At 39.2% G+C, this 22,890-nt stretch carries 23 protein-coding genes and 1 tRNA gene; 14 read left to right on the top strand and 10 right to left on the bottom strand.

Annotated elements, in window-relative coordinates; all coding sequences use genetic code 11:
- Window positions 1-43: 43 nt before the first annotated feature.
- Window positions 44-1,282: a saccharopine dehydrogenase family protein gene (locus ME1_RS01815; RefSeq protein WP_004862474.1), complete on the bottom strand. Its 1,239-nt coding sequence runs from the start codon at window positions 1,280-1,282 to the stop codon at window positions 44-46.
- Between the two features lie 58 nt (window positions 1,283-1,340).
- A complete protein-coding gene (locus ME1_RS01820; protein WP_004862475.1) occupies window positions 1,341-2,438 on the bottom strand; it encodes a carboxynorspermidine decarboxylase in 1,098 nt (365 codons plus the stop codon).
- 156 nt (window positions 2,439-2,594) lie between these two features.
- Between ME1_RS01820 and ME1_RS01825 the strand changes: the two genes are divergently transcribed.
- From ME1_RS01825 to mnhG, 7 genes are all read left to right on the top strand, one after another.
- Entirely contained in the window at window positions 2,595-3,044 is a 450-nt protein-coding gene (locus ME1_RS01825) for a BA14K family protein (protein ID WP_035009131.1), read from the top strand.
- Between the two features lie 243 nt (window positions 3,045-3,287).
- Window positions 3,288-6,209 carry a monovalent cation/H+ antiporter subunit A gene (locus ME1_RS01830; RefSeq protein WP_004862478.1) on the top strand — a complete coding sequence of 974 codons (2,922 nt, stop codon included), beginning with the start codon at window positions 3,288-3,290 and terminating at the stop codon, window positions 6,207-6,209.
- Entirely contained in the window at window positions 6,209-6,550 is a 342-nt protein-coding gene (locus ME1_RS01835) for a Na+/H+ antiporter subunit C (protein WP_004862480.1), read from the top strand. The genes ME1_RS01830 and ME1_RS01835 overlap by 1 nt, the downstream gene beginning before the upstream one ends.
- Window positions 6,550-8,172, top strand: a complete 1,623-nt coding sequence (locus ME1_RS01840; RefSeq protein WP_004862482.1) for a monovalent cation/H+ antiporter subunit D — start codon at window positions 6,550-6,552, stop codon at window positions 8,170-8,172. Before ME1_RS01835 ends, ME1_RS01840 begins: the two co-directional genes overlap by 1 nt.
- A complete protein-coding gene (locus tag ME1_RS01845; protein ID WP_004862484.1) occupies window positions 8,169-8,654 on the top strand; it encodes a Na+/H+ antiporter subunit E in 486 nt (161 codons plus the stop codon). The genes ME1_RS01840 and ME1_RS01845 overlap by 4 nt, the downstream gene beginning before the upstream one ends.
- On the top strand, window positions 8,651-8,932 hold the full coding sequence (locus ME1_RS01850) for a K+/H+ antiporter subunit F (protein ID WP_004862486.1): 282 nt from the start codon (window positions 8,651-8,653) through the stop codon (window positions 8,930-8,932). Before ME1_RS01845 ends, ME1_RS01850 begins: the two co-directional genes overlap by 4 nt.
- Window positions 8,929-9,315, top strand: a complete 387-nt coding sequence (gene mnhG, locus ME1_RS01855) for a monovalent cation/H(+) antiporter subunit G (RefSeq protein ID WP_004862488.1) — start codon at window positions 8,929-8,931, stop codon at window positions 9,313-9,315. The genes ME1_RS01850 and mnhG overlap by 4 nt, the downstream gene beginning before the upstream one ends.
- Before the next feature lie 40 nt (window positions 9,316-9,355).
- On the opposite strand, the gene ME1_RS01860 is transcribed toward mnhG, so the two are convergent.
- The 4 genes from ME1_RS01860 to ME1_RS01875 form a co-directional block, all read right to left on the bottom strand.
- Window positions 9,356-9,748 carry an MliC family protein gene (locus ME1_RS01860; RefSeq protein WP_004862491.1) on the bottom strand — a complete coding sequence of 131 codons (393 nt, stop codon included), beginning with the start codon at window positions 9,746-9,748 and terminating at the stop codon, window positions 9,356-9,358.
- A gap of 17 nt (window positions 9,749-9,765) precedes the next feature.
- Window positions 9,766-10,161, bottom strand: a complete 396-nt coding sequence (locus tag ME1_RS01865) for an MliC family protein (RefSeq protein ID WP_004862493.1) — start codon at window positions 10,159-10,161, stop codon at window positions 9,766-9,768.
- A 408-nt stretch (window positions 10,162-10,569) separates the two neighbouring features.
- A complete protein-coding gene (gene aroB / locus ME1_RS01870) occupies window positions 10,570-11,700 on the bottom strand; it encodes a 3-dehydroquinate synthase (protein ID WP_004862494.1) in 1,131 nt (376 codons plus the stop codon).
- Complete coding sequence (locus tag ME1_RS01875; RefSeq protein ID WP_004862495.1) at window positions 11,675-12,307, bottom strand: shikimate kinase; 633 nt, start codon at window positions 12,305-12,307, stop codon at window positions 11,675-11,677. The genes aroB and ME1_RS01875 overlap by 26 nt, the downstream gene beginning before the upstream one ends.
- 260 nt (window positions 12,308-12,567) lie before the next feature.
- Here ME1_RS01875 and ME1_RS01880 point away from each other — a divergent pair, with 260 nt between their 5' ends.
- From ME1_RS01880 to ME1_RS01890, 3 genes are all read left to right on the top strand, one after another.
- The gene (locus ME1_RS01880; RefSeq protein ID WP_004862498.1) at window positions 12,568-13,503 is read left to right on the top strand and encodes a site-specific tyrosine recombinase XerD; all 936 of its coding nucleotides are present in this window, start codon (window positions 12,568-12,570) and stop codon (window positions 13,501-13,503) included.
- A 77-nt stretch (window positions 13,504-13,580) separates the two neighbouring features.
- Entirely contained in the window at window positions 13,581-14,537 is a 957-nt protein-coding gene (locus tag ME1_RS01885; protein WP_004862500.1) for an acetyl-CoA carboxylase carboxyltransferase subunit alpha, read from the top strand.
- Between the two features lie 37 nt (window positions 14,538-14,574).
- Window positions 14,575-15,324 (top strand): L,D-transpeptidase family protein, encoded by a 750-nt coding sequence (locus ME1_RS01890; RefSeq protein WP_004862502.1) that lies wholly within the window; start codon window positions 14,575-14,577, stop codon window positions 15,322-15,324.
- Between the two features lie 157 nt (window positions 15,325-15,481).
- On the opposite strand, the gene ME1_RS01895 is transcribed toward ME1_RS01890, so the two are convergent.
- From ME1_RS01895 to ME1_RS01905, 3 genes are all read right to left on the bottom strand, one after another.
- Window positions 15,482-16,543: a CobW family GTP-binding protein gene (locus ME1_RS01895; RefSeq protein ID WP_004862504.1), complete on the bottom strand. Its 1,062-nt coding sequence runs from the start codon at window positions 16,541-16,543 to the stop codon at window positions 15,482-15,484.
- 9 nt (window positions 16,544-16,552) lie between these two features.
- Window positions 16,553-17,656 (bottom strand): D-alanyl-D-alanine carboxypeptidase family protein, encoded by a 1,104-nt coding sequence (locus ME1_RS01900; RefSeq protein WP_004862506.1) that lies wholly within the window; start codon window positions 17,654-17,656, stop codon window positions 16,553-16,555.
- Window positions 17,657-17,753: 97 nt separating this feature from the next.
- Window positions 17,754-18,551 carry a lysophospholipid acyltransferase family protein gene (locus ME1_RS01905; RefSeq protein ID WP_004862508.1) on the bottom strand — a complete coding sequence of 266 codons (798 nt, stop codon included), beginning with the start codon at window positions 18,549-18,551 and terminating at the stop codon, window positions 17,754-17,756.
- A 143-nt stretch (window positions 18,552-18,694) separates the two neighbouring features.
- On the opposite strand from ME1_RS01905, the gene thiD reads away from it, so the two are divergent.
- The gene (thiD, locus tag ME1_RS01910; protein ID WP_004862510.1) at window positions 18,695-19,558 is read left to right on the top strand and encodes a bifunctional hydroxymethylpyrimidine kinase/phosphomethylpyrimidine kinase; all 864 of its coding nucleotides are present in this window, start codon (window positions 18,695-18,697) and stop codon (window positions 19,556-19,558) included.
- Between the two features lie 337 nt (window positions 19,559-19,895).
- Here the strand turns inward: thiD and ME1_RS01915 are convergent.
- Window positions 19,896-19,970, bottom strand: a tRNA-Gly gene (locus ME1_RS01915).
- Window positions 19,971-20,165: 195 nt separating this feature from the next.
- On the opposite strand from ME1_RS01915, the gene ME1_RS01920 reads away from it, so the two are divergent.
- The 3 genes from ME1_RS01920 (at window position 20,166) to ME1_RS01930 (ending at window position 22,890) form a co-directional block, all read left to right on the top strand.
- Window positions 20,166-21,143 (top strand): ABC transporter substrate-binding protein, encoded by a 978-nt coding sequence (locus ME1_RS01920; protein WP_004862512.1) that lies wholly within the window; start codon window positions 20,166-20,168, stop codon window positions 21,141-21,143.
- Window positions 21,144-21,206: 63 nt separating this feature from the next.
- On the top strand, window positions 21,207-22,103 hold the full coding sequence (locus tag ME1_RS01925) for an ABC transporter permease (protein WP_004862513.1): 897 nt from the start codon (window positions 21,207-21,209) through the stop codon (window positions 22,101-22,103).
- The gene (locus ME1_RS01930) at window positions 22,096-22,890 is read left to right on the top strand and encodes an ABC transporter ATP-binding protein (protein WP_004862515.1); all 795 of its coding nucleotides are present in this window, start codon (window positions 22,096-22,098) and stop codon (window positions 22,888-22,890) included. The genes ME1_RS01925 and ME1_RS01930 overlap by 8 nt, the downstream gene beginning before the upstream one ends.

A 22,890-nucleotide genomic window follows, 5' to 3' on the forward strand; every position in this document is an offset into this window, starting at 1 on the left:
AGGGGCGGTTTTTTTGTATTTGTTTCTAGTATTGGAAATAAGTTTAGAATTGTAATTTCTTCTCTTCTTGTTGTTCTCTTATCCAAGTTGAAAGCCCCATATGATCAAGGTATTTGAGGAAAGGGCGTGAGGGTAATTCTTCTACATTGACCATGGTTTTAACATCCCATTCGCCGGTGGCAATAAGAAGAGAAGCAACTGCTGCTGGTACACCAGCGGTGTAAGAAATGCCTTGTGCACCGGTTTCATTAAAAGCTTGTTTATGATCAGCTATATTATAGATAAAAACTTCTCGTGGTTTTCCATCTTTTTCGCCTTTAATGAGGTCTCCAATACAAGTTTTTCCTGTATAGTTTGGTGCTAAAGAAGCTGGGTCAGGTAAGACGGCTTTCACCACTTTTAAAGGAACAACCTCTTGACCCTCTGCTGTTTTGATGGGCTGTTCGGATAAAAGTCCGAGATTTTTTAAAACGGTAAAAACAGTGATATAACGTTCGCTGAATCCCATCCAGAATCGAATATTTTCAATATCGAGATTCTTGGATAATGAATGAATTTCATCATGTCCTGTCATATAAGCTTTTTGTTTTCCTACAACGGGAAGATCCCATTCATGGCTGATTTCAAACATTTGATTGGAAACCCATTTTTTATTTTGCCAAGACCATACTTTTCCTGTAAATTCTCGAAAGTTAATTTCTGGATCAAAATTCGTGGCAAACCAGCGTCCATGATTTCCGGCATTAATATCAATAATATCAACATCAGTGATTTTATCAAAATAACATTCACGCGCTAATGCTGCATAAGCATTTACAACGCCTGGGTCAAAGCCTGCACCTAAAATAGCTGTTATACCAGCCTTTTCACATTCTTGACGTCGAGGCCATTCATAATTGCCATACCAAGGAGGTGTTTCACAAACTTTCAAAGGGTCTTCATGAATTGCAGTGTCGATATAAGCGCATTTTGTTTCGATACAAGCCGAAAGAACAGACATGTTAAGAAAAGCCGATCCAACATTGATGACAATTTCACATTTTGTTTTTTGGATGAGTTTTATGGTCTCTTCTATATTCATTGCGTTGAGCGCATGCCCCTTGAGAACTCCTTGTTCTTTCATTGCGTTTTTTTCTTTTATGGAAGCAATGATGGCTTCACATTTTTTGAGTGTTCGTGAAGCAATATGAATGTCACCGAGAATATCGTTGTTTTGAGCACATTTGTGCGCAACAACTTGTGCAACACCTCCAGCACCAATAATGAGAATATTTTTCTTCATTTTAGATTCGTCTCCTTTTTAATATTGTTGTAATGACGTTTCTTGAACGGTGATTTTTTTATGAAAGACTTTTCAGATAGTCATTATAGCTAAATTGGCGTTGAACTGTTAGTGTACCATCAAATTCTTTAATAACAATGGCGGGCATTGAAACGCCATTAAACCAATTCTTCTTAACCATTGTATAGCCTGCTGCATCTTGAAAAGATAATCTATCACCTACTTTAAGGGGTTCTGGAAAATGAAATGTTCCAAAAATATCACCAGCAAGACAGGACTTTCCGCAGACCATAATTTCATGGGGCCCCTGATTTGGTTCTAATTTGGCATTTTCACGATAAATGAGAAGATCAAGCATATGGGCTTCAATTGAGCTATCAACAATAGCGAGCTTTTTTCCATTATATAACGTATCAAGAACACTTACCTCTAGTGTAGTGCTTTTTGTTATAGCGGCTTCTCCTGGTTCTAGAAAAATGGTGATACCATAGGTTTTTGAAAAATGTTTTAAACGTTTTGCAAAAGTTTCTAGAGGATAATTTTCAGCGGTAAAATGAATTCCACCACCAAGGCTTATCCAGTCAACAGCAGCAAAAAGTTCTGCAAAATTTTCTTCCATATGATTCAGCATTTGATTAAAAAGATTAAAATCAGCATTTTCACAATTATTGTGAATCATTAACCCATTGATAAGGGGTAAAACTTCTTTAATGGCGCTTTTATTGGTTTCTCCTAAGCGGCTAAAAGGGCGAGAAGGATTGGCAAGATCAAAATTGGATGCGCTGATTCCTGGATTTAATCTGAGCCCTCGTTGAATGGTTTTTGTTTTATCAGCAAAACGTTGAAGCTGTTGGATGGAATTAAAGATAATTTTGTCTGCATAACCACAGGCTTCATCAATCTCATGATCTGCCCAAGCAACCGAATAAGCATGTGTTTCTTTGCCGAATTTTTCTCTTCCCAAACGCAGTTCATAAAGGGATGATGATGTAGTTCCATCCATAAATTCAGACATTAAATCAAAGACACTCCATGTGGCAAAACATTTCAAAGCAAGCAGAATTTTCGCTCCAGATATTTCGCGTAAGCGAGTGATAATTTCCATATTTTTTATGAGTTCAGATTTATCTATAAGATAATAGGGAGTTTTTATCATTTTTTATCCATTCTCTTTTGAAGGATCTTATTGCCAAGACTAACGTTTAATACAAAGAGCAACAGAATGTCTCAAAAAAAAGAGGTCTGTTTTTCTTTAGCAGTAGAAAAATTTTCTGTAACTGCGTTTTGGTTTTGTGATGATGAGATTTGCGTTATGCGTGTGAAAAAAAAATTATATTATGCTTTAGCTCTTATATCTGTTGGTAGTTTTTTCATTATAACAATCAATATTGTTCATTGGGTGCAAAATAAGAGTGATGTTGAAGCCAAAGTGCTTCCTCAGACTTTTGTTCAAGAAAATACGATGCCTTTGGTTTTTACGGGACGTAGAGAACTTAACGGTTTTAAAGGGTATCATAATTATCGGCGTGGTTATCGTAAGTATAGAGATAATTGGTGGTATCCTGAAGCAGCCTTCGTTGTATTACCAAATCTAAATGTAAAACACATGCTCTTGAAAGGTGTATCAGATGCAAAAAAACTGCCTCAAGAGCATATTGAATCTTGCCGTGCGCGTTATCGCTCTTATAATAAAAATGATAACAGTTATCAACCTTTTTATGGACCTCGTAAGCAGTGTCTTTCGCGCTTTTTAAAAGGGTAGAGGTTGTTAAACATGAAAAACGTCTGTCGAATCTTATCGTATTCGTTCCTATTTTAAAATTAAAGAAGGAATTTGTATGATGCGTATTTTTTTCACGCAACAGTTGTTTTTTTTAAATTTTAAGTACTTTTAAGTTTTATTAAATCTTATTATCGTAAGTGCGGGATGAGGGGGTGACAATATAAATTATAAATTTTTATTTTGTTTATGACAAAATATTAAGGACTGTAGGGAGCTTAAAGAATGACAATACGGGAAGCAATGTTGATATTGCTCGTTTTGCTCCCCTTTGGTGGAAGTGCTGTTATTGGTTTCTTTCGTTCGACGGCAAAAAATAATGAAGCATGGTTTGCTGGTGTCATTGCACTTTGCAGTCTTCTTTTTACAATAATGCTTTATCCAGTGGTACATGGAAACCATGTCTTGCGTTTAGATATTTCATGGCTTTCAGAGTGGGGCGTTGATTTGATCCTCCGTATGGATGGTTTGTCGTGGCTTTTTTGCTTGCTCATTACAGGAATTGGGCTACTTATTGTTGTCTACGCACGTTATTATATGGATCCAGCGGATTCTGTACCGCGTTTTTTTTCTTTTTTTCTGGCCTTTATGGGCTCAATGACGGGAATAGTCTTGTCAGGAAATCTCGTCTTTTTGGTTGTTTTTTGGGAACTCACCAGTATCTTTTCTTTTCTATTGATTGGTTATTGGTATCACAATGCAAGTGCGCGTGAGGGAGCGCGTATGGCTTTAACGATCACAGGTTTTGGTGGTTTTGCTCTTTTTATTGGGGTTTTATTGATTGGGTTCATCGTTGGCAGTTTTGATTTGGATAAGGTCTTGCAGTCTGGAGACATGATCCGGTCAAGTCCTTTTTATAACCCTGTTCTTATTTGTATTTTATTGGGAGGATTAACGAAAAGTGCACAGTTTCCTTTTCATTTTTGGTTGCCCAATGCTATGGCTGCTCCAACACCCGTATCGTCTTATTTGCATTCGGCGACAATGGTGAAAGCGGGATTGTTTTTGCTTGTTCGTTTATGGCCTGTACTTTCTGGGACAGAATCTTGGTTTTGGCTTGTTGGCTTTTCAGGTCTCTCAACACTATTGCTTGGTGCCTATTTTTCCATGTTTCAGCAAGACTTAAAAGGTCTGCTTGCTTACTCAACGATTAGTCATCTTGGATTGATTACCACCCTTTTAAGCCTTGGTAGTCCGCTTGCATGTGTTGCAGCAATTTTTCATATGGCCAATCATGCTACTTTTAAAGCTTCTTTATTTATGGCTGCTGGCATTATTGATCACGAGACAGGAACACGTGATATGCGTAAACTGACAGGTCTTTATCGTTCTATGCCTATTACAGCAACTCTTGCTTTAGTGGCAAGTGCGGCGATGGCTGGAGTTCCTTTGTTAAATGGTTTTTTATCGAAAGAGATGTTTTTTGCTGAAGCAGTTGAAATGCATATGGATTCATGGCTCGATTGGATTGCACCTTATGTAGCGACACTGGCGAGCTTGTTTAGTGTGACTTATTCTATACGCTTTATTCATGGTGTCTTTTGGGGACCAAAACCTCTTAATTTACCCAAAACACCACATGAACCACCGCATTTTATGCGTTTACCAATGGAGCTTTTGGTCTTTATTTGTTTAGCAGTTGGTATTTTTCCTAATGTAACAATAGGGCCTATTTTGGATAATGCAGTTGTGTCTGTTTTAGGACCAATGACAGTTCCTTATAGCTTAGCTGTTTGGCATGGAATTAATACACCATTAATGATGAGTTTTGTGGCTTTATTGGGGGGCGGATTGCTCTATGCTGTCGGGCATCGTTATTTTTTATCCTGTGATGATGGACCTCCATTCTTTCGTCACTTGAAAGGACCACGTATTTTTGAACGCGTTCTTGTGATTATTTCTTGGAAATGGGCGCGTACTGTGGAATCTATTTTATCAACACGCCGTTTGCAAATGCAGTTGCACTGGATTTTTGGTGTGTGTTTTGTCTTTGTTGGTTTTTTGCTTTGGTGCGATGGTTTAATTTCAGCAGGTTCCTTACCGCTTTTTCCGCTTGATATTCCTTTTCTTGCTCTTTGGTTGGTAGGTGGATTGTGCGCACTTTTAGTTGCTTGGCAAGCAAAGTTTCACCGCCTTGCTTCACTTATGCTGTTGGGGGGAGCCGGCTTGATGACTTGTGCAACCTTTTTATGGCTCTCTGCACCTGATTTGGCAATAACACAATTGGTTGTTGAAGTGGTAACAACCGTCTTGTTATTGCTTGGTTTGCGGTGGTTGCCTAAACGTTTGTATAATCCTGCTCCAACTTCTGTTCATTTTTTTGTGCGTTTGCGTCGTATGCGTGATTTCTTTATAGCTCTTGTCGGGGGGGCAGGGGTAGCGTGGCTCTCTTTTGCCATGATGACACGTCCTCAAGGGACAACAATTTCTGATTTTTTTCTGACAAATTCTTATTCTGCTGCAGGTGGTCACAATGTTGTGAATGTGTTGTTGGTTGATTTCCGTGGTTTTGATACCATGGGAGAAATTGTCGTTTTAGGGGTTGTTTCACTCACTGTTTTTGCTCTTTTACGGCGGTTTCGTCCTGCCCCTGAAAGTATTGATGCACCTTTTCAACAACGTATTCAAAAAACTTTTGATATGCAACAGCCTGATCGGGATGTGGGGGATACAGTATTGAATTATCTCACTGTTCCTGCTGTTATGATGGGATGGCTCTTTCCGATTATTATTGCTTTTTCGATTTATTTATTTCTGCGGGGGCATGATCTTCCAGGAGGTGGATTTGTCGGTGGCGTGACGTTAGCAATAGGCTTTATTTTGCAATATCTTGCTCGTGATATTCGTTGGGTGGAAAGTCGTTTGAGGGTTTTACCTTTGCGTTGGATGGGGTTTGGCTTACTATTGTCAGTTGCCACGGGAGGGGGAGCTTGGTTGGTTGGCTATCCTTTTTTAACCTCCTTTTTTCAATATACTGATCTTCCGTTGATTGGTAAGATTCCTGTAGCATCTGCTTTTTTATTTGATTGTGGTGTATTTTCTCTTGTGTTTGGAGCAACTGTTCTCATTTTAATTGCACTTGCACACCAGTCCATTCGTAGTTACCGAATCGGTAGGAAACCTCTTTTAAAAGAGAAGGGGGATTAATGGAAATTATTCTTTCTTTGGGTATTGGTGTTCTTGTTGGATCAGGTATTTGGCTGGTTTTACGTCCACGAACTTTTCAGGTCATTCTTGGGTTATCTTTGATTTCCTATGGTGTTAATCTTTTTATGTTTTCAATGAGTAGACCACGTAGCAATGCTGCACCGATTGTTGATCCTTCCACTCTGATCAATCCAGAGAATTATGTTGATCCTCTTCCGCAAGCGTTGGTTTTGACGGCAATTGTGATTGGTTTTGCAACAACAGCTTTATTTTTGGTGATTCTTCTCGTTTCACGCGGATTAACAGGCTCAGATCACGTTGATGGACGTGAGGTGCAGTGATGAAATCCTCCATGCAACATCTTCTTATTTTGCCTATTCTTTTACCATTAAGCACAGGAGCACTCCTTCTCTTTTATGATGAACGGCGTTCAAAACTTAAATCTCTCATCAGTCTTTTTTCTGCGGGATTGTTGGTTGTTGTTGCTGTTTTGTTGATTATGCGTGCTCTTGAAGTTACGCCGGCATCGGAGGTTTATCGGCTTGGCAATTGGCCTTCTCCTTTCGGAATTGTTTTGGTCCTTGATTGTTTAAGCGCTATGATGCTTTTACTTTCTAGCTTGTTGATGATAAGTGCGTTGGTTTTTTCTCAGGCGCATTGGTACAAAGCGGGCCCTCATTTTCAGTCACTGATGCAATTTTTCATGGTTGGAATAAACGGCGCTTTTTTGACAGGTGATTTATTCAATTTATTTGTATTTTTTGAAGTGATGTTAACGGCTTCTTATGGGCTAGCATTGCATGGTTCTGGTCAGTTACGTGTGCGTGCTGGGTTGCATTATGTTGTGGTTAACCTTGTAGCTTCGCTCTTTTTTTTACTTGGTACAGCACTCATTTATGGAGTCGTTGGTACACTTAATATGGCTGATTTGGCTGTAAAAATGAAACATATAGCTTCTGGCGATATTGTTTTATTCGAAATAGGTGCTGCGCTTTTGGGTATCGCCTTTTTACTCAAAGCGGGTATGTGGCCACTTAATTTTTGGGTGATGCCAACTTACAGTGCAGCGGCAGCACCTGTTGGCGCATCTTTTGCACTTTTGAGTAAGGTGGGTATTTATATTATTTTACGTTTAACACTGCTCTTTTTTAGTCCTGAAAGTGGATATTTTAGCCATTTTGGTCATATGGTTTTGTTTTATGGTGGGCTTGCTACTATGGCTTTTGGTTTTATTGGAGTTTTGGCTAGCCAAGTTTTGGTACGTTTAGCAGCTTATAGTGTTCTTGTCTCTTCCGGTACATTGTTGGCTGCAATTGGTATTGGCAGTACAGAGCTTATAGCAGGTGCACTTTTTTATATTGTTTCTTCAACTTTAGCACTTGGCGCTTTTTTTCTTTTGGTAGAGCTTGTTGAACGCTGTCAGGATGTGGCTGCGAATGTTTTGACTGTTACAATGGAAGTATATGGTGATGATGAAGAGGAGGAAGACGATGAAGTCGGTACTTATTTGCCAGTAACTTTGGCAATTCTTGGGGCTTGTTTTGGTCTTTGTGCTATTTTGATTATTGGTCTACCACCTTTTTCAGGTTTCGTTGCAAAACTTATGATGTTCTTGGCAGTTTTAAACCACATTAAGGAGGATTTATCTGCTTCTCTGCCGGTTTATCATGATTGGCTCTTTATGATTTTTGTCACCTTCTCTGGTTTTGCCGCTCTAATTGCTCTTACACGAACCGGTATCCGTACTTTTTGGGTCTCTCTTGAAGAGAGAATTCCGCGTGTGCAGGTGATTGAATTTGCACCTATTGTTGTTCTTCTTTCTTTGTGTTTTCTTATAACAATTGTTGCTGCTCCTGTTGGTCATTATATGGCTGAAACAGCTAAAACTTTATATGAGCCTCAAAATTACATTGGAAGTGTTTTGGATGATTTTTCTCTCAAAAAGAGGGAGATGAAACGATGAATTATTTTTGTCCTTTCCCTTTTTTTAGTGCGGCAATTGTTTTTATGTGGTTGACCTTAAACGGTTTTAATTTAGATCAATTGCTTTTAGGGATTATAATTGCTTTGTTTAGTGGTTGGGTGATGCAGTTTCTTGAGCTGGAAAAAATCACTCTTAAAAATTGGCGTGCAATTTTTCGTTTGGTTTTTCGCGTGTTTATTGATTCTATCACGTCAAATATTTCAGTAGCTTTTTTTGTTTTTACAAAAAGGCTTCAGAAACAACAATCTGGTTTTATCGTGGTACCTCTTTTGCTTGAGAGTTATACTGCTTTGGCAGTTTTAGCGTGCATCCTTGCAATAACTCCAGGAACCGTTTGGATTGCCTATAATAGAAAAAATGGTGAACTATTGCTTCATGTTTTAAATCTTAAGGATGGGTATGATTACCAGAGATTGATCAAACAACGATATGAACAATTACTTTTGGAGATTTTTTCATGAGTATGGTTATTCTTTATTGGGGGCTTTTCATCTCACAGTTTTTTTTAAGTTTAGCGATGCTTCTCGCATTGTTTCGGTTGATTTATGGACCGCGGGCGCAGGATCGTATTGTTGGTTTAGATGCTCTTTATATAAATACTATCCTTTTATTTCTCACATTCGATATCCGTTCAGGAACAACCATTTATTTTGTAGCAGCTCTTATTCTTGGTCTTTTAGGCCCTGTATCGAGTGTTGCTTTGGCAAAATTTCTTATGCGCGGGGAGATTATTGAATGAAAGACGATGTATCACTTGTGGTTGCTATTATTGTTACAGTTTTTTTAATATTAGGGTCTGGTCTCACATTGATTGGAGCAATAGGGTTGGTGCGTTTTTCCAATTTTTATGAGCGTCTGCATATGCCTTCATTGAGTACAAGTTGGGGCGCAGGGAGTATTCTCATTTCTTCATTTCTTTATTCAATATTTGTAGACCACCATTTTGTTTTTCATGAATTCTTGCTGGTAATCTTTTTGTTTGTAACGACACCAGTATCCTCTATGTTGCTGTCACAGGCTGCAGCTTATCGAAATTATTCAGAAAATAAATTAAAAAAGCCGCTGGCTCTTTTATCGCATCAGACGGATGAAAAATTGTCCGCAACAGAAGAAACATCATAAGATTAAGAGCCAGCATAGTTTTGAGTGTATAAGAACTTTCTTATTTTGTATCTTTTTCTTCTACACAGTGGAGGGGCTTTTCCTCCTTTGGATCATTAATGAGGTCATACAATGAGGCTTCGTTTTGTTTTGTCCACCAAATATATTCACCTCCCGCATATTTTGCGCCTGAAGCGGCAATGACATTGGCAGCGATAATACGCTTTTCATTCCATTTGAGATCAACTAAAGCAATATCACCGGTATTATAGTAGGTTGCTTCAACGCGCTCTTTTTTTGTTCCCATATTGCATTGGTAGGTAACAGATTCTATTGTTGGTTCTGGAGTGTCTGGTACCTCAATGACTAAAGAACCAGCAAAAGCACTCATTGCGCTAAACAGTGAGAAAGTTAAAGTGGATAAAAACTGTAAATTAAAAAAAGTTTTTTTCATAATGTTTACCTGATTATTTAGAATAATAATGTTGATTCATCTTTGCAGCGGATGAGTTTTTTTCCTTCTGGATCACGAATACGATCATGAAGTGTGACTTCGTTGTTGTTTTCCAACCAAATGTACTCTTCTCCTTCATATTTTTTTCCTATGTCGGCGATTACATTTGCAGCAATGACACGATCACCTTTCCACTTGAAATCAAGCAACGAAATGTTGTCAGCATTGAGATAGACTGCTTCAACCCGTTCTTTACTTGTTCCAGCATCACATTGATAGGCAACCGTTTGTGTTTTGGGTTCTGGAGTGTCTGGTACTTCAATGACGAAAGAACCAGCGAAGGCATTCATTGAGCTGAAAGATGATAGAATTAAAGTGGCGAAAAATCCCAAAATTCGTAAAGTTTTTTTCATAATGCTTCCCTGTGTTATGCAGAAGAATGATTTGACTGATAGAATGGTGTCTACGGCAGGATTCGAACCTGCGGCCCCAGGATTCATACCACTTCGATTTTCACCGCCAGCTTTACAGGCTGTTTGTGGTCTGGACTGTCTCTTCACCTTGAAGCTTGTGCTCTTTAGGTGCTGCCCGTTCAGTCTCTACACCTTCCTTTTGTTTTAAAAAAGGCTTGGCTCGGGATTGGCATATAGTCTCCTATGAAGCTTTCCCCGAATTTGAGCAGATCCACTTTAAGGATTTCTCCTTAAGGCGCCCAATTTCTTTAGGAATCCTGTGCTCTATCCTCCTGAGCTACGCAGACATCATCATACTTTATTTCTTTAATAGAAGTATAAAAACGAATCAATTATATTCAATATGAATTAACGAATTTCTGCTATTTTTTGTTCTAGAAAGGTTAAAATTGCCTCTGAAGGGACATTTTTTGCAATAAATGATTGCCCAATTCCGCGTGTTAGGATGAAGGTTAGGCTGTTTTGCGAAACTTTTTTGTCTTGAGCAATAAAGGTGAGCAGTGTTTTAGCATCTGGGAGTTTCCCTGGAATATCTTTCAATTGTGTAGGCAGCCCTATGGCTTTGAGGTGTGTTTCAACACGTTGTGTGATTGTGGGGTCTGTTAAATTAAGTTGAGCAGAAAATTGATGGGCTAAAACCATCCCAATTGCTACGCCTTCACCGTGGATGAGGCGGCTTGAGTCATAGGCTGTTGCTGTTTCAAGCATGTGTCCAAATGTATGGCCAAGGTTTAAGAGTGCACGTTCTCCTCTTTCATATTCATCACGTGCGACAATGTCAGCTTTAAATTGGCATGAGCGGACAATCGCTTCTGTTCGTATGGGGCCATTGGAAAAAACTTCTTGCCCATTTTTTTCAAGCCACTCAAAGAAATCAGGTTGGTTAATAAGGCCATATTTAACCATTTCAGCGTAGCCAGCGCGAAATTCGCGCGAGGGTAATGTATCAAGAACAGATGTGTCGGCAATAACGCATTGCGGTTGATAAAAAGCACCAATGAGATTTTTACCATATTGGCTATTTATGCCTGTTTTTCCACCAACAGAGGAGTCAATTTGTGCAAGAAGCGTTGTAGGCATTTGAATGAAATTCATACCGCGGCGTATTATACTTGCGGCGAATCCTCCCAAGTCTCCAATGACACCACCACCAAAAGCAATAACGCAGTCACCTCTTTCTAGACGTGCAGCAAGAATTTTATCGATGACAGTTTGCAGAGTTGAAAATGATTTTGATTGCTCTCCTGCTTCTACAACGATTGGAACAAAATGGATTTCATTTTTTGTTAATTCTTCCTGCAATTTAATCAAATGAAGATGTGCAACATTTTTATCTGTAACAACAGCCAAACGCGTTTGAGAACCTTTTTGGTTCAGAGAATGCTTTATGTGTGAAGCAGCTTGTGCAATCAGGTTTGAGCCGATGATGATATCGTAGCAGTGTTTATTCAGTTTAACGGTGACAGTCTTGGCTTGCATTCTTGTTGTTCCTATCGTTTATTTCTGTGTACAAGTAGTGCTGTACGGACCGTATAACATTTTGTGCTACAGTATGACGGCTTTCTTTATGACTGTTAATTGTTAAATTTGCTTTTGCATAGACCGGATTGCGTTGTTCCATGAGTTTTTGCATGGTTTCTTTAGGGTTGGCTGTTTGAAGGAGTGGTCGCGTTGGGCGCCGTAAAACACGTTTCATGAGGATATCAAGATCTACTTTGAGCCATATGGATATACCATTTTGATGAATGGCTTTTCGAATATTTTCGTTCATGTAGGCACCACCGCCTGTTGCTAAGATAAGAGGACTTTTTTTCATGAGGTTGAGAATAACGCGCTGTTCAAGAGCACGGAATTCTGCTTCACCATAAATTTTAAAAAGTTCCGTGATTGTCATTTGTGCGGCTTTTTCAATTTCCTGATCGGAATCATAAAAGGGTAGGTGAAGCATAGTGGCTATGCGTTGTCCGATTACAGATTTACCTGCTCCCATAAGACCGACAAGGACAAGGGCTCGTTTATCAAGAACGGATAAGAGTTCCTTCTTTATTTGTGCTATCGGAAGCTGCTTAGATCGATGACTGTTCATAACTTTATTTCGGCATTTATCTGCCTTAAAGTCAATTCCTGTTAATCTTTGTAAGGCATAATAAAGGATAGAGTGTTTTTAGAGTATTTATTGTTTTATGCCAACATTGTTCAGATTTTTAAAGATTCTTTTCATTTCACTTATTGTGCTTTTCAGTATAATGGTTGCTCTCGTGGTTTGGGTAGAACCGGTAACTGTGGATATGTATATCGACGTTCCTTTAGATTCATTGAATCTTTCTTCGAAAGTGAATCAATAAAATGAAAAATAGTGCTATGATAGATCATTTTCTTGAGATGATGAGTGCTGAAAGGGGAGCTTCTCCACATACACTTACGGCTTATCAGCATGATTTACAGTGGGCACAAGATGAGCTGTCTTCGCATTCTGTTTCACTTTTTTCAGCGCAAAAGGAAGATTTAATTGGTCTTTTGTCACTTATGCACACTCTTGGTTTTACAGCATCTTCGCAAGCGCGTCGTTTATCGACATTGCGTCAATTTTATCAATTTCTTTATGCAGAAGGGTTGAGAGCAGATGATCCCTCTTATGATATTGATGCACCTCGTCAGGGACGCCCTTTGCCTAAAATTGTCAGTGAGGATGCGGTAACAAAATTGCTTGATTTAGCGCAGTTGGAAGTGGAACAAGCAGATTATGGATCAAAGAATCATTTTCGCGCATTGCGTCTTCAACTGTTGATTGAAATGCTTTATGCAACAGGGCTACGCATTAGTGAATTGGTAAGTCTTCCGGTGCAGGCTGTCCGAGGGGAGGGGTACAGTATTTTAGTGCGTGGTAAGGGCAAAAAAGAACGAATGGTGCTTTTATCAAAAAAAGCACATCAAGTTCTGTCGCAATGGTTAGATTTGCGTGATCAAGGAAAGGATGCGGAAAGTCTTTATCTTTTTCCTGCACACTCAGAGACAGGATATATTGCTCGACAAGTTGTGGCACGGGAGTTGAAAAGTCTTGCAAGCAGAGCAGGGATAAGTAGTGGCTTTTCTCCCCATGTGTTACGCCATGCTTTTGCTAGCCATCTTTTGCAAAATGGCGCTGATTTACGAGCCGTTCAGCATTTGTTAGGCCATTCTGATATTGCTACCACTCAAATTTACACACATGTGTTGGAAGAAGGTCTTTATCGTTTGGTTAATGAGCATCATCCACTTGCAGATAAACAGAAGGCTGGGTAAAGAAAAGGTGTTGTTTAAAAAAACACTTTATAAAGCGAATTATAAGTTTATAAGTCACATCAAATAAGTTGAGGACAATGTATAATTATCTTGATTTTGAAAAACCAGTTGCTGATCTTGACGGGAAAATTCTCGAATTAAAACAGATTTCTCAACAAGAGGGAAGCCTTGATATGAGCGATGAAATCGCGCGTCTTGAAGTGCGTTCCCAAACGGCATTGCGTGATATCTATAAAAAATTATCGCCATGGCAAAAAACGCAAGTGGCTCGCCATCCTGATCGTCCTCATTTTATGGATTACTCTGCACGTTTGCTTAGTGATGTGACTCCTTTGGCGGGAGATCGCAAATTTGCGGAAGATGAGGCTATTCAAGCCGGATTTGCACGCTTTAAAGGAGAAGCAATTGCGTACATAGGTCAGGAGAAAGGTCATGATACGCAAACCCGTTTGCGCTATAATTTTGGTTCTGCACGGCCAGAAGGATATCGCAAAGCAGTGCGTATTATGGAAATGGCTGATCGGTTTGGTTTGCCACTCCTCACTTTTGTTGATACGGCAGGGGCTTATCCTGGTGTGAGCGCTGAAGAGCGGGGTCAAGCAGAAGCAATTGCTCAATCAACAGCGGCGACTTTGCGCTTAAAAGTTCCTGTCGTCTCCGTTGTGATTGGAGAAGGTGGTTCAGGAGGAGCGATAGCAATTGCTGCAGCCAACAAAGTTTATATGCTGGAACATGCAATTTATTCTGTTATTTCTCCAGAAGGCGCAGCTTCTATTTTATGGCGTGATCCAACCCGTGCGAAAGATGCCGCAACGAATATGCGTATTACTGCTCAGGATTTGTATCGATTAAAGATTATTGATGACATTATTCCTGAGCCTTTAGGAGGTGCGCATCGCGATAAAGAAGCAGCGATTGATGAAACGGGCAATGTGATTTCTTCTGCTTTAAAGTCTATGGCTGGAAAAACTGGTGAAGTTCTTAAACGAGAGCGTTGGGAAAAATATCTTCAAATTGGTAGATCTCTAGCGTAATTGATTGTTGTGAGGGGATAAATGGGAGTTTTATTTTATGACATTCAACAGGTTCCTCACTGTATGTGTTGTGTTTGCAATGGGTATATTAACGGCATGCGGAACAAGATTGCCAGCATCTATTCGAGCTAAAGTTGAGCAGCCACTTCCACAAGAAATCCACAATAGAATGGCTCTCTATAATATCGATCCCTATGCACCAATTATGATGCGGTTTTTTAAAGAGGAGAATGTTGCCGAAATTTGGAAGCAATCTCGTTCGGGGCCTTTTATGCTGGTGGCTCGCTATGGTATTTGCAAATGGTCAGGGCAGCTTGGACCCAAATATAAAGAGGGGGATTTACAGACACCAGAAGGTTTTTATACCATTACTGCAAATCAAATGAATCCTTACTCAAAATATTATCTTTCCTTTAATATAGGTTTTCCAAATCTTTACGATCAGGCACATGGTCGCACAGGAAGACATCTTATGGTGCATGGTTCTTGTTTCTCTGCGGGTTGTTATTCCATGAGTGATAAAAATATGGCACAAATTTATGCTTTTGCACGAGACGCGTTTAGAGGAGGACAGAGAGAATTTCAGTTGCAAGCTTTTCCTTTTCGCATGACTGATGCTAATATGGAACGTCATCGCACTGATCCACATTATCAATTTTGGGTAATGCTTAAAGAAGGCTATGATTTTTTTGAGGAGAATCGTAAGCCTCCAACCGTTCAAGTTTATGAAAAACGTTATGTTTTCAATCATAACGCCGATAAAATTTCTGCTTCTTTAATGCGATAAAGGTATTCTTATGTAAACGTAAATCTCTTTGCTTGTTTGAGAATGCTTTGTTCTTGACTCATGGTGTGTGAGTGTTTGTGGTGAGATGGGGTGGAGTGTGTTTAAAAATCCGCTCTCTCTCTGTTAAAAATTGTCTTATTGAATATTACAGGAGAAATTAAAATTTCATTCCTGGAATGGCTAGGGGATTGTCTAATATAGCAGTTTTGTCTGCAGTATCTATTGCTGGTTTGTTTAAAAATGCATCGAAGAGTTTTTGTATCGCTTCTTTTTCAATTCCATCTGCAATGATGACAAATCGGGTTTGTATGATTCCTTGTGGCCAAGCTGAAAGCCTTATAGGTGGATGAAAAAATGTCTGCACACCGTGCAATACAAGTGGGCGGTGTGGATCATCACGCAATGCTATAATTGCTTTAAGACGTAATAATTTTGCGCCATAAAGGTCTCGTAGGAGATCTAAAAAAGCTTCAATAGTTGTGTAATCAAGAGGCTCCTCACAGTCTAATAAAAAGGTGCGAATGGTCCAAGGATGAGCATGATCATGTGGAGTACTGGTGAGGCATTGTTTAAAGTGTCCATTTTCTTCTTTTTCATCCCATAATGTCTTACCTATTAAGGCATTTGAACAACAATGGTCAGAATGGACATCGATGATTTGTGCTGTGGGATTTATCGTTTTGAGTGTGTTGATAAGCGTATTTGAAAGCGTTTTTTCGTCAATAAGATCTGTTTTTGTAAGAATAATTTTATCAGCAAGTGCTAATTGTTTTTGTATTTCAGGATAACGTTTGAGTATGGAAGGCGTGTTTAATATATCAAATGTTGCAAGAACAGCGTCGATAGAAAATGCTTGCGTTAAAAGTGGATGGCTTAGAAGAGCTTGTAAAATAGGGGCGGGATCAGCCAGGCCTGTTGTTTCAATGATAATGCGGTTGAGTTGTTTGAGTTCTCCTCTATCAATGCGATCAATTAAATCAGTTAATGTATCAATAAGATCACTGCGCAAATTACAGCATAAGCAGCCATTTGTGAGTTCTATGATTCCTTCGGTCGTTTTTTCAACCAGAAGATGGTCAATTCCCACTTCGCCAAATTCATTGATGATAACAGCACACTCAGCCAAAAGAGGATCGCGTAACATACGATTGAGAAAAGTTGTTTTGCCAGAGCCTAAAAAGCCGGTAATAAGCGTGAGTGGAATGCGCGTTGTTTTCATATTTCATCATCAACCATGATTTGCTGCTTTTGTTATAGGGCGTTTTTCTAGCTTTTTATAGGGAATATGAAATTTTTTTAGTGGTTTTGTTTTTGCTTTATATGTTTGCGGTGTACTAATGAGTCGTACTGGCAAAGGGAGAGCAGAAGAAGGTGTAGAAGTAATAAAAGGTGAGGTGAAGATAATATTTCCTTGCTCATCATAAGAGTTTGCATGCATTTTTACCGCTTCAGGCGTGCATGTTTGTTGTTTCATATTGCTTGCTTGTGTCATTTTAGTGCCATAGGGTTTTAATGTGGCTAATGTTGATTGAGGCAATCCTTGGTGGGAAAAACCTGTTTCAAGAAGTTGTGCGGCTTTTTCTTCTCTTTCACTTACGTTGTTAGATCCTAGAATGACAGCAATAATTGTGCGTTTGTTGCGGGTTGCTGAGGCAACAAGATTGAAACCGGAGGCACAAATAAAGCCCGTTTTCATGCCATCAATCCCATGAAAACGACCAATAAGATTGTTTGAGTTGGGTTGAATTTTTCGTTTTTTTCCAAAATCAATGGCTGGAATAGAAAAATAATGGACATATTGAGGAAATTCTCGACGAATCTGAACCGCTAAAAGAGCAATATCACGTGCTGTAGAATAATTATGGGGATCTGGTAGTCCACTTGCATTAGCAAAATGCGTTCCAAACATGCCAAGACGTTGCGCTTCAGCATTCATTTTTTGCACAAAAGCTTCTTGTGAACCAGCAACTGCTTCACTCATAGCAATAGCCAAATCATTAGTGGAATTAACCAGAGTAATCGTTAAGGCTGTATCAAGTGTAAGAACGGAACCAGCTTTATAACCTGAACGGTGTGCAGGAGCTTTTGCTGCATATTCGCTGATGGTGATGTGTTGCTTTGGTGAAATTTCCCCTGCTTTCATGCCACGAAAAATAATATAAGCGGTCATTAATTTTGTTAAAGAGGCAGGATACCAACGATCAAAGGCTTGATTGTGCTCTAAAATACGTCCAGTTGTAACATCAACAGAAATAAAGGGCTGAGCAAGAGTAAAGGTACTCATCAAACTCATAACGAAAGATAAAAATAAATTATAAAAAAGCTGCCGCATTAAGTTTAAGTCCAATTTCTACTTATCAGTAACTTAGAACTCTTTTAATGTAGCACATAACACTTTCGAATCCAGAACCATGAGAGCAGATGGTTAATTACGTCTCAATTTCTCTCAATGATTGAAGCTCTTGAAGCCTTTTTACAGCGGAAGGTGGCAGTGGGGGAGGGCTGGGATCTTTAGATGCTCGTAGAAGCAATTCATCACAAGCTTTTTCTGTTTTTTGAACGAGTTGGTCTAGAAAATCACGTTTACTTAAACCGGCATCTATGGGGGGAAGAATACGAATACGAATTGTTCCAGGATAACGGCGAAAATTGTTGCGTGGCCAATATAAACCGGCATTGTGTGCAATGGGAACAACTTGAAGGCCCAATTCATTGTAAAGCGCAACAATCCCTGATTTATAATCAGGTTCTTGACCTGGTTGTCGACGCGTTCCTTCAGGAAATATCAGAATTTGACGCCCTTGTTTTGTTTTTTCTTTTGCTTTTTGTATGATGGTTTTTAAAGCTTTAATGGGGGTGGTTCGGTTGATGGGTATAATTTGTGTTTTTGCCATGTACCAGCCAAAAAACGGAATCCATGTCAATTCACGTTTTAGGATAAGAGCAGGGTCATCAAGATAGGGCACAAGGCCAAAAGTTTCCCATGCAGATTGATGTTTGGGAGCGATAATATAGGATCCCTTTGGGAGATTTTCTAATCCTTCAATTTCATAGTGTGTGCCTACAATGTATTTTTGTAAAAAAAGTGTAACACGCGCCCATGTTTTAGGTACAATCCACGCTTTTTTGCGTGGCATTAAAAAATAGATGGGGGCGTAAAGAATCATTTGTATGAAAGTCGTTGTATAAAAAGCGAATGTGAAAAGAAGAGAACGAAGAATAAGCACTTATATTTTCCATTTTATATCTGCAAAGAGACCATGTATATAACGTAATTTACATGAGAAAACATCTCTCTTTATGTTTTTTCAAATATCTCTTTTTTCGATAACCTCTTTTCTGATATTTAAAAACATAAGGAGATAGGCTGATGAAACTACAGAGTAGCCAAAACACTCTTTTGATTCCGCGTATTTTATCTATTGCGGGCACTGATCCTTCTGGTGGCGCTGGAATGCAAGCTGATTTGAAGGTTTTTGCAGCCATGAAAACCTATGGTATGAGTGTGGTGACGGCTGTTGTTGCACAAAATACACAAGGTGTACGTGCTTTTAAGGCTTTGGATGCTTCTTTTGTTGCTGACCAAATTGATTCCGTTTTTGAAGATATTCATGTGGATGCCGTTAAGATTGGTATGGTGGCAAATGCCCAAATTGCTCAAATTATTGCAGAGCGTTTGGCTTATTATAAACCCCGTTTTATTGTTTTTGATCCTGTTATGGTGGCAAAAAGTGGCGATGTCCTTTTAGAGCCTGATACGATTGAAGTGATGCGTGATGTTCTTGTTCCATTGTCAACTTTGATCACGCCAAATTTGCCTGAGGCAGCACTGTTATTAGGATGTGAAGTGCAATGGTCGTTAAACGCTATGTATCAATATGGTCCGCAGCTTCTGGCATTAGGTTGTCATGCAGCTTTGTTGAAGGGTGGTCATTTAAGTGCTCTTGCTAGAACAAATCCAGCAAATCACGATGATTTAAGTCCAGACCTTTATTGCGATTCTAAAGAACTTGTTATGTTGGAATCTTCTCGTTTCATAACCACGCATGATCACGGTACAGGTTGTACTATTTCAGCTGCGATTGCAGCTTTGTTGCCAACGCAGCCTTTGGTTTGTGCTGTTAAACAGGCAAAAGACTATTTGAATGGCGCTTTATCTGCTTCAAGCGCTTTGCAAGTAGGAAAAGGACGGGGACCACTTCATCATTTTTATGAATTATGGAAGAATGGATGAAGCAATTGAATATGAAAAAATTCTATTTTAAAGGCTAACTGAGTGGCTCTTGTCGTTTGTTTGGTAGGAGTTGTCTAAGAAGTGGAATGAGAAGAAAAATATTATAATTCTTACCACCTCACGCACTTTTTACAACTTGGATTTTAGAGGCAGAAAATAGAAAAAATCAAAATTTGATAACAAAAAGAAGAGAGAGTTTTAAAAATCTGAAAAACTACCTTTGCAGGATTTTTGAAAAAAATAAATTGGTATAAAACTTCACAACAAATTATACAGAATCTGCTGACAAGCTACCTCTATATAACGAATAGATATGAAAATACTGAAGTGAAATTCATGGAGCGGGCGATGGGATTCGAACCCACGACCCCAACCTTGGCAAGGTTGTGCTCTACCCCTGAGCTACACCCGCTCACCGATTCGAAACATATTTTGCTTCAGATGTTGTCTGTATGGCGTAGGCTTTTACGAATTGCAACAAAAAAATAACATTTCAGTTTGATTTATTTTGCTTACCTCTCAAAAAAACAAATAAAGATTGATTTTGAAAGATTCTTCAGCAATAAATTATTTACTTTTAATTGTTGCAAAAAAGGGGCGGAGTCGAATGTCGAAAAGAATAAGCTTATTGGGGATTGCCGTTGCAGCTGTTTTTGCCATGAATAGTTTTGCAAAAGCAGATGATCATATTAAACATGTTAAAGTTGCGATTACTCAAATTATGGCACATCCTGCTGCAGATGCCGTGCGCAAAGGGGTGGAAGATGCACTAACGGAAAATGGCTATAAACAAGGTGAAAATTTCGAACTCACTTTTTTATCCGCACAGGGAAATATTTCTACAGCAACACAAGTTGCACGTAAATTTGTTGGTGATAAACCTGATGTCATTGTCGCTATCAGTACGCCTTCAGCACAGACAGTGCTTGCAGCTACGAGAACAATTCCTGTTGTTTTTGCTGCGATTTCTGACCCAATCGGAGCAAAAATCGTGTCTTCGCTTACTAAACCCGGTGGTAATGTGACGGGTACTTCTGATCGTATAGATGTTGCACAAAGTCTTAAGCTTTTGCAGGAAGTAAAACCAGATTTGAAAAAACTTGGTTATCTTTATAATGCTTCTGAAGCAAATTCTGTTTCAACATTGAAAATGTTACAGGACGTGGCAGATAAAGCTGGAATTGAAGTGATACCTTCATCAGCACCTAAACCTTCTGATGTTCAGGCTGCGACACGGGCTTTAATTGGTAAAGTGGATATCATTTTTATTCCTGCTGATAATACCGTTCTTTCTGTTTTAGAAGGAGCTGTAAAGGTTACAGAGGAAACAAATACGCCTTTATTTACTGTTGATTCTAACTCTATTGGACGTGGTCCTTTTATGACGCAAGGCGTGAATTTCTATGATGTAGGCCTTGAAGCTGGAAAAATGGTTGTACGTATCTTAAAGGGTGAAAAACCCGGCGATATGGATGTTATGCAGGCCGCTAATAATGATATCCGAATTGATATGAAAGCAACTAAAAAAGCTGGTATCATTATTCCACAGGCAATTATGGAACGCGCAACGAAGATCATTCAGTAAACTTTCATTGATATGATATCGTCACAATAAAAGTACGTTAGGTTTTCATGAGGTTGGTTCTGGATGAATATATTTGCATTTTCTGGTGCTGTAGAATTAGGTCTTATTTATGCATTCGTTGCTCTTGGGGTTTATCTCTCGTTTCGCGTTTTAGATTTTCCTGATTTAACGGTCGATGGTTCATTTCTTCTTGGTTCGTGTGTTTGTGGTGTTTTGATTCTTTTAGGCTTCAATGCATGGACAGCTATGGCGTGTGCTTTTTGTGCAGGTATGGCGGCAGGTTTATTAACGGCTTTGCTGAATTTGCATTTTGGCATTTTAAATCTTTTGGCTTCCATTTTAACAATGTCGGCACTTTATACGATTAATCTCCGTATTATGGGAATTATGGGAGGGTCTAATGTTAATTTGGCACTTGCCGATACTGCTTTAACACCTTTTTATGGTGCGTTTGGCCTCCCTGATATTTTTGTGCGTCCTCTTTTTGTCGGTTCAGTCTTACTGATTGTAGCATTTTCCATTTGGCGCTTTTTGGAAAGTGAAATAGGACTTGCTATGAGAGCAATGGGCGCTAATCCACGGATGGCTACAGCGCAAGGGGTTCATACATCAGCGTTAATTTATTTTGGTATGGGTCTTTCAAATGCATGCGTTGCACTTGGAGGATCCCTTTATATTCAAACCGCTATTGCTACGGATATTACTGGTGGAACTGGTACTATTGTTTTCGGTTTAGCAGCAGTGATTATCGGTGAAACTCTCTTTCGTACACGAAATATTTTCTGGATTATTATCAGCTGTATCGTGGGATCTGTTCTTTATCGCGTTGCAGTGCAGTTTGCTTTTGAGGCACAGGGGATTGGTATTAATACATCGACGGATCTTCAATTGATCACTGCGCTTTTGGTTGCTTTAACACTTATTGTGCCACGTTATTTGGGGAGGCGTAAACATGATTGAGTTTTCTCATGTTGGGGTTACTTTTAAACCGCGAACGCCTTTGGAAAAACAGGCCCTTATTGATCTTAACCTTAAGATTGAACAGGGGAGCTTTGTTACGGTTATTGGTTCAAATGGTGCTGGCAAATCAACTTTGCTGAGTGTTTTAGCAGGTGCAATTCTTCCGACAGAAGGAAAAGTGATCATTAATGGGCAAAATGTTTCTAGGCAATCAATAAGCGAGCGCGCTGGAAAGGTTGCTTGTGTTTTTCAAGATTCATTAGTGGGAAGTTGCGGTTCCTTAACAATTGAAGAAAATTTGGCTCTTGCAGCTCTTCGTGGTAGTCGTCGTGGTTTGCGTTCAGCTTTAGATCATAAAAAACGACAATTTTTTCGAGATAAAATTGCCCAATTAGGTATTGGTCTTGAGTCGTGTATTCATAATCCTATGGACAGTTTATCAGGAGGTCAACGTCAGGCTGTTTGTCTTATTATGGCTACTTTGGCACATGCAGATGTTTTATTGCTTGATGAACATACTTCAGCATTAGATCCAGGAATGGCTGATTTTGTAATGCGGTTAACTGAAAAAATTGTTGAAGAGAAGAAATTAACCACTATTATGGTCACGCATTCTATGCGTCAGGCTCTTGATCATGGAGATCGGACACTGATGTTGCATGGTGGAAAAGTGATTTTAGATGTGCATCAAGAAGAACGTAAAGGGTGGGGTGTGAGCGATCTCATAGGTATGTTCCAAAAGGTTCGTGGGGAGGCTCTTGATGATGATGAACTTTTAATGGATTAA

This window comes from Bartonella vinsonii subsp. arupensis OK-94-513, from assembly GCF_000278235.1.
Taxonomy (GTDB): domain Bacteria; phylum Pseudomonadota; class Alphaproteobacteria; order Rhizobiales; family Rhizobiaceae; genus Bartonella; species Bartonella arupensis.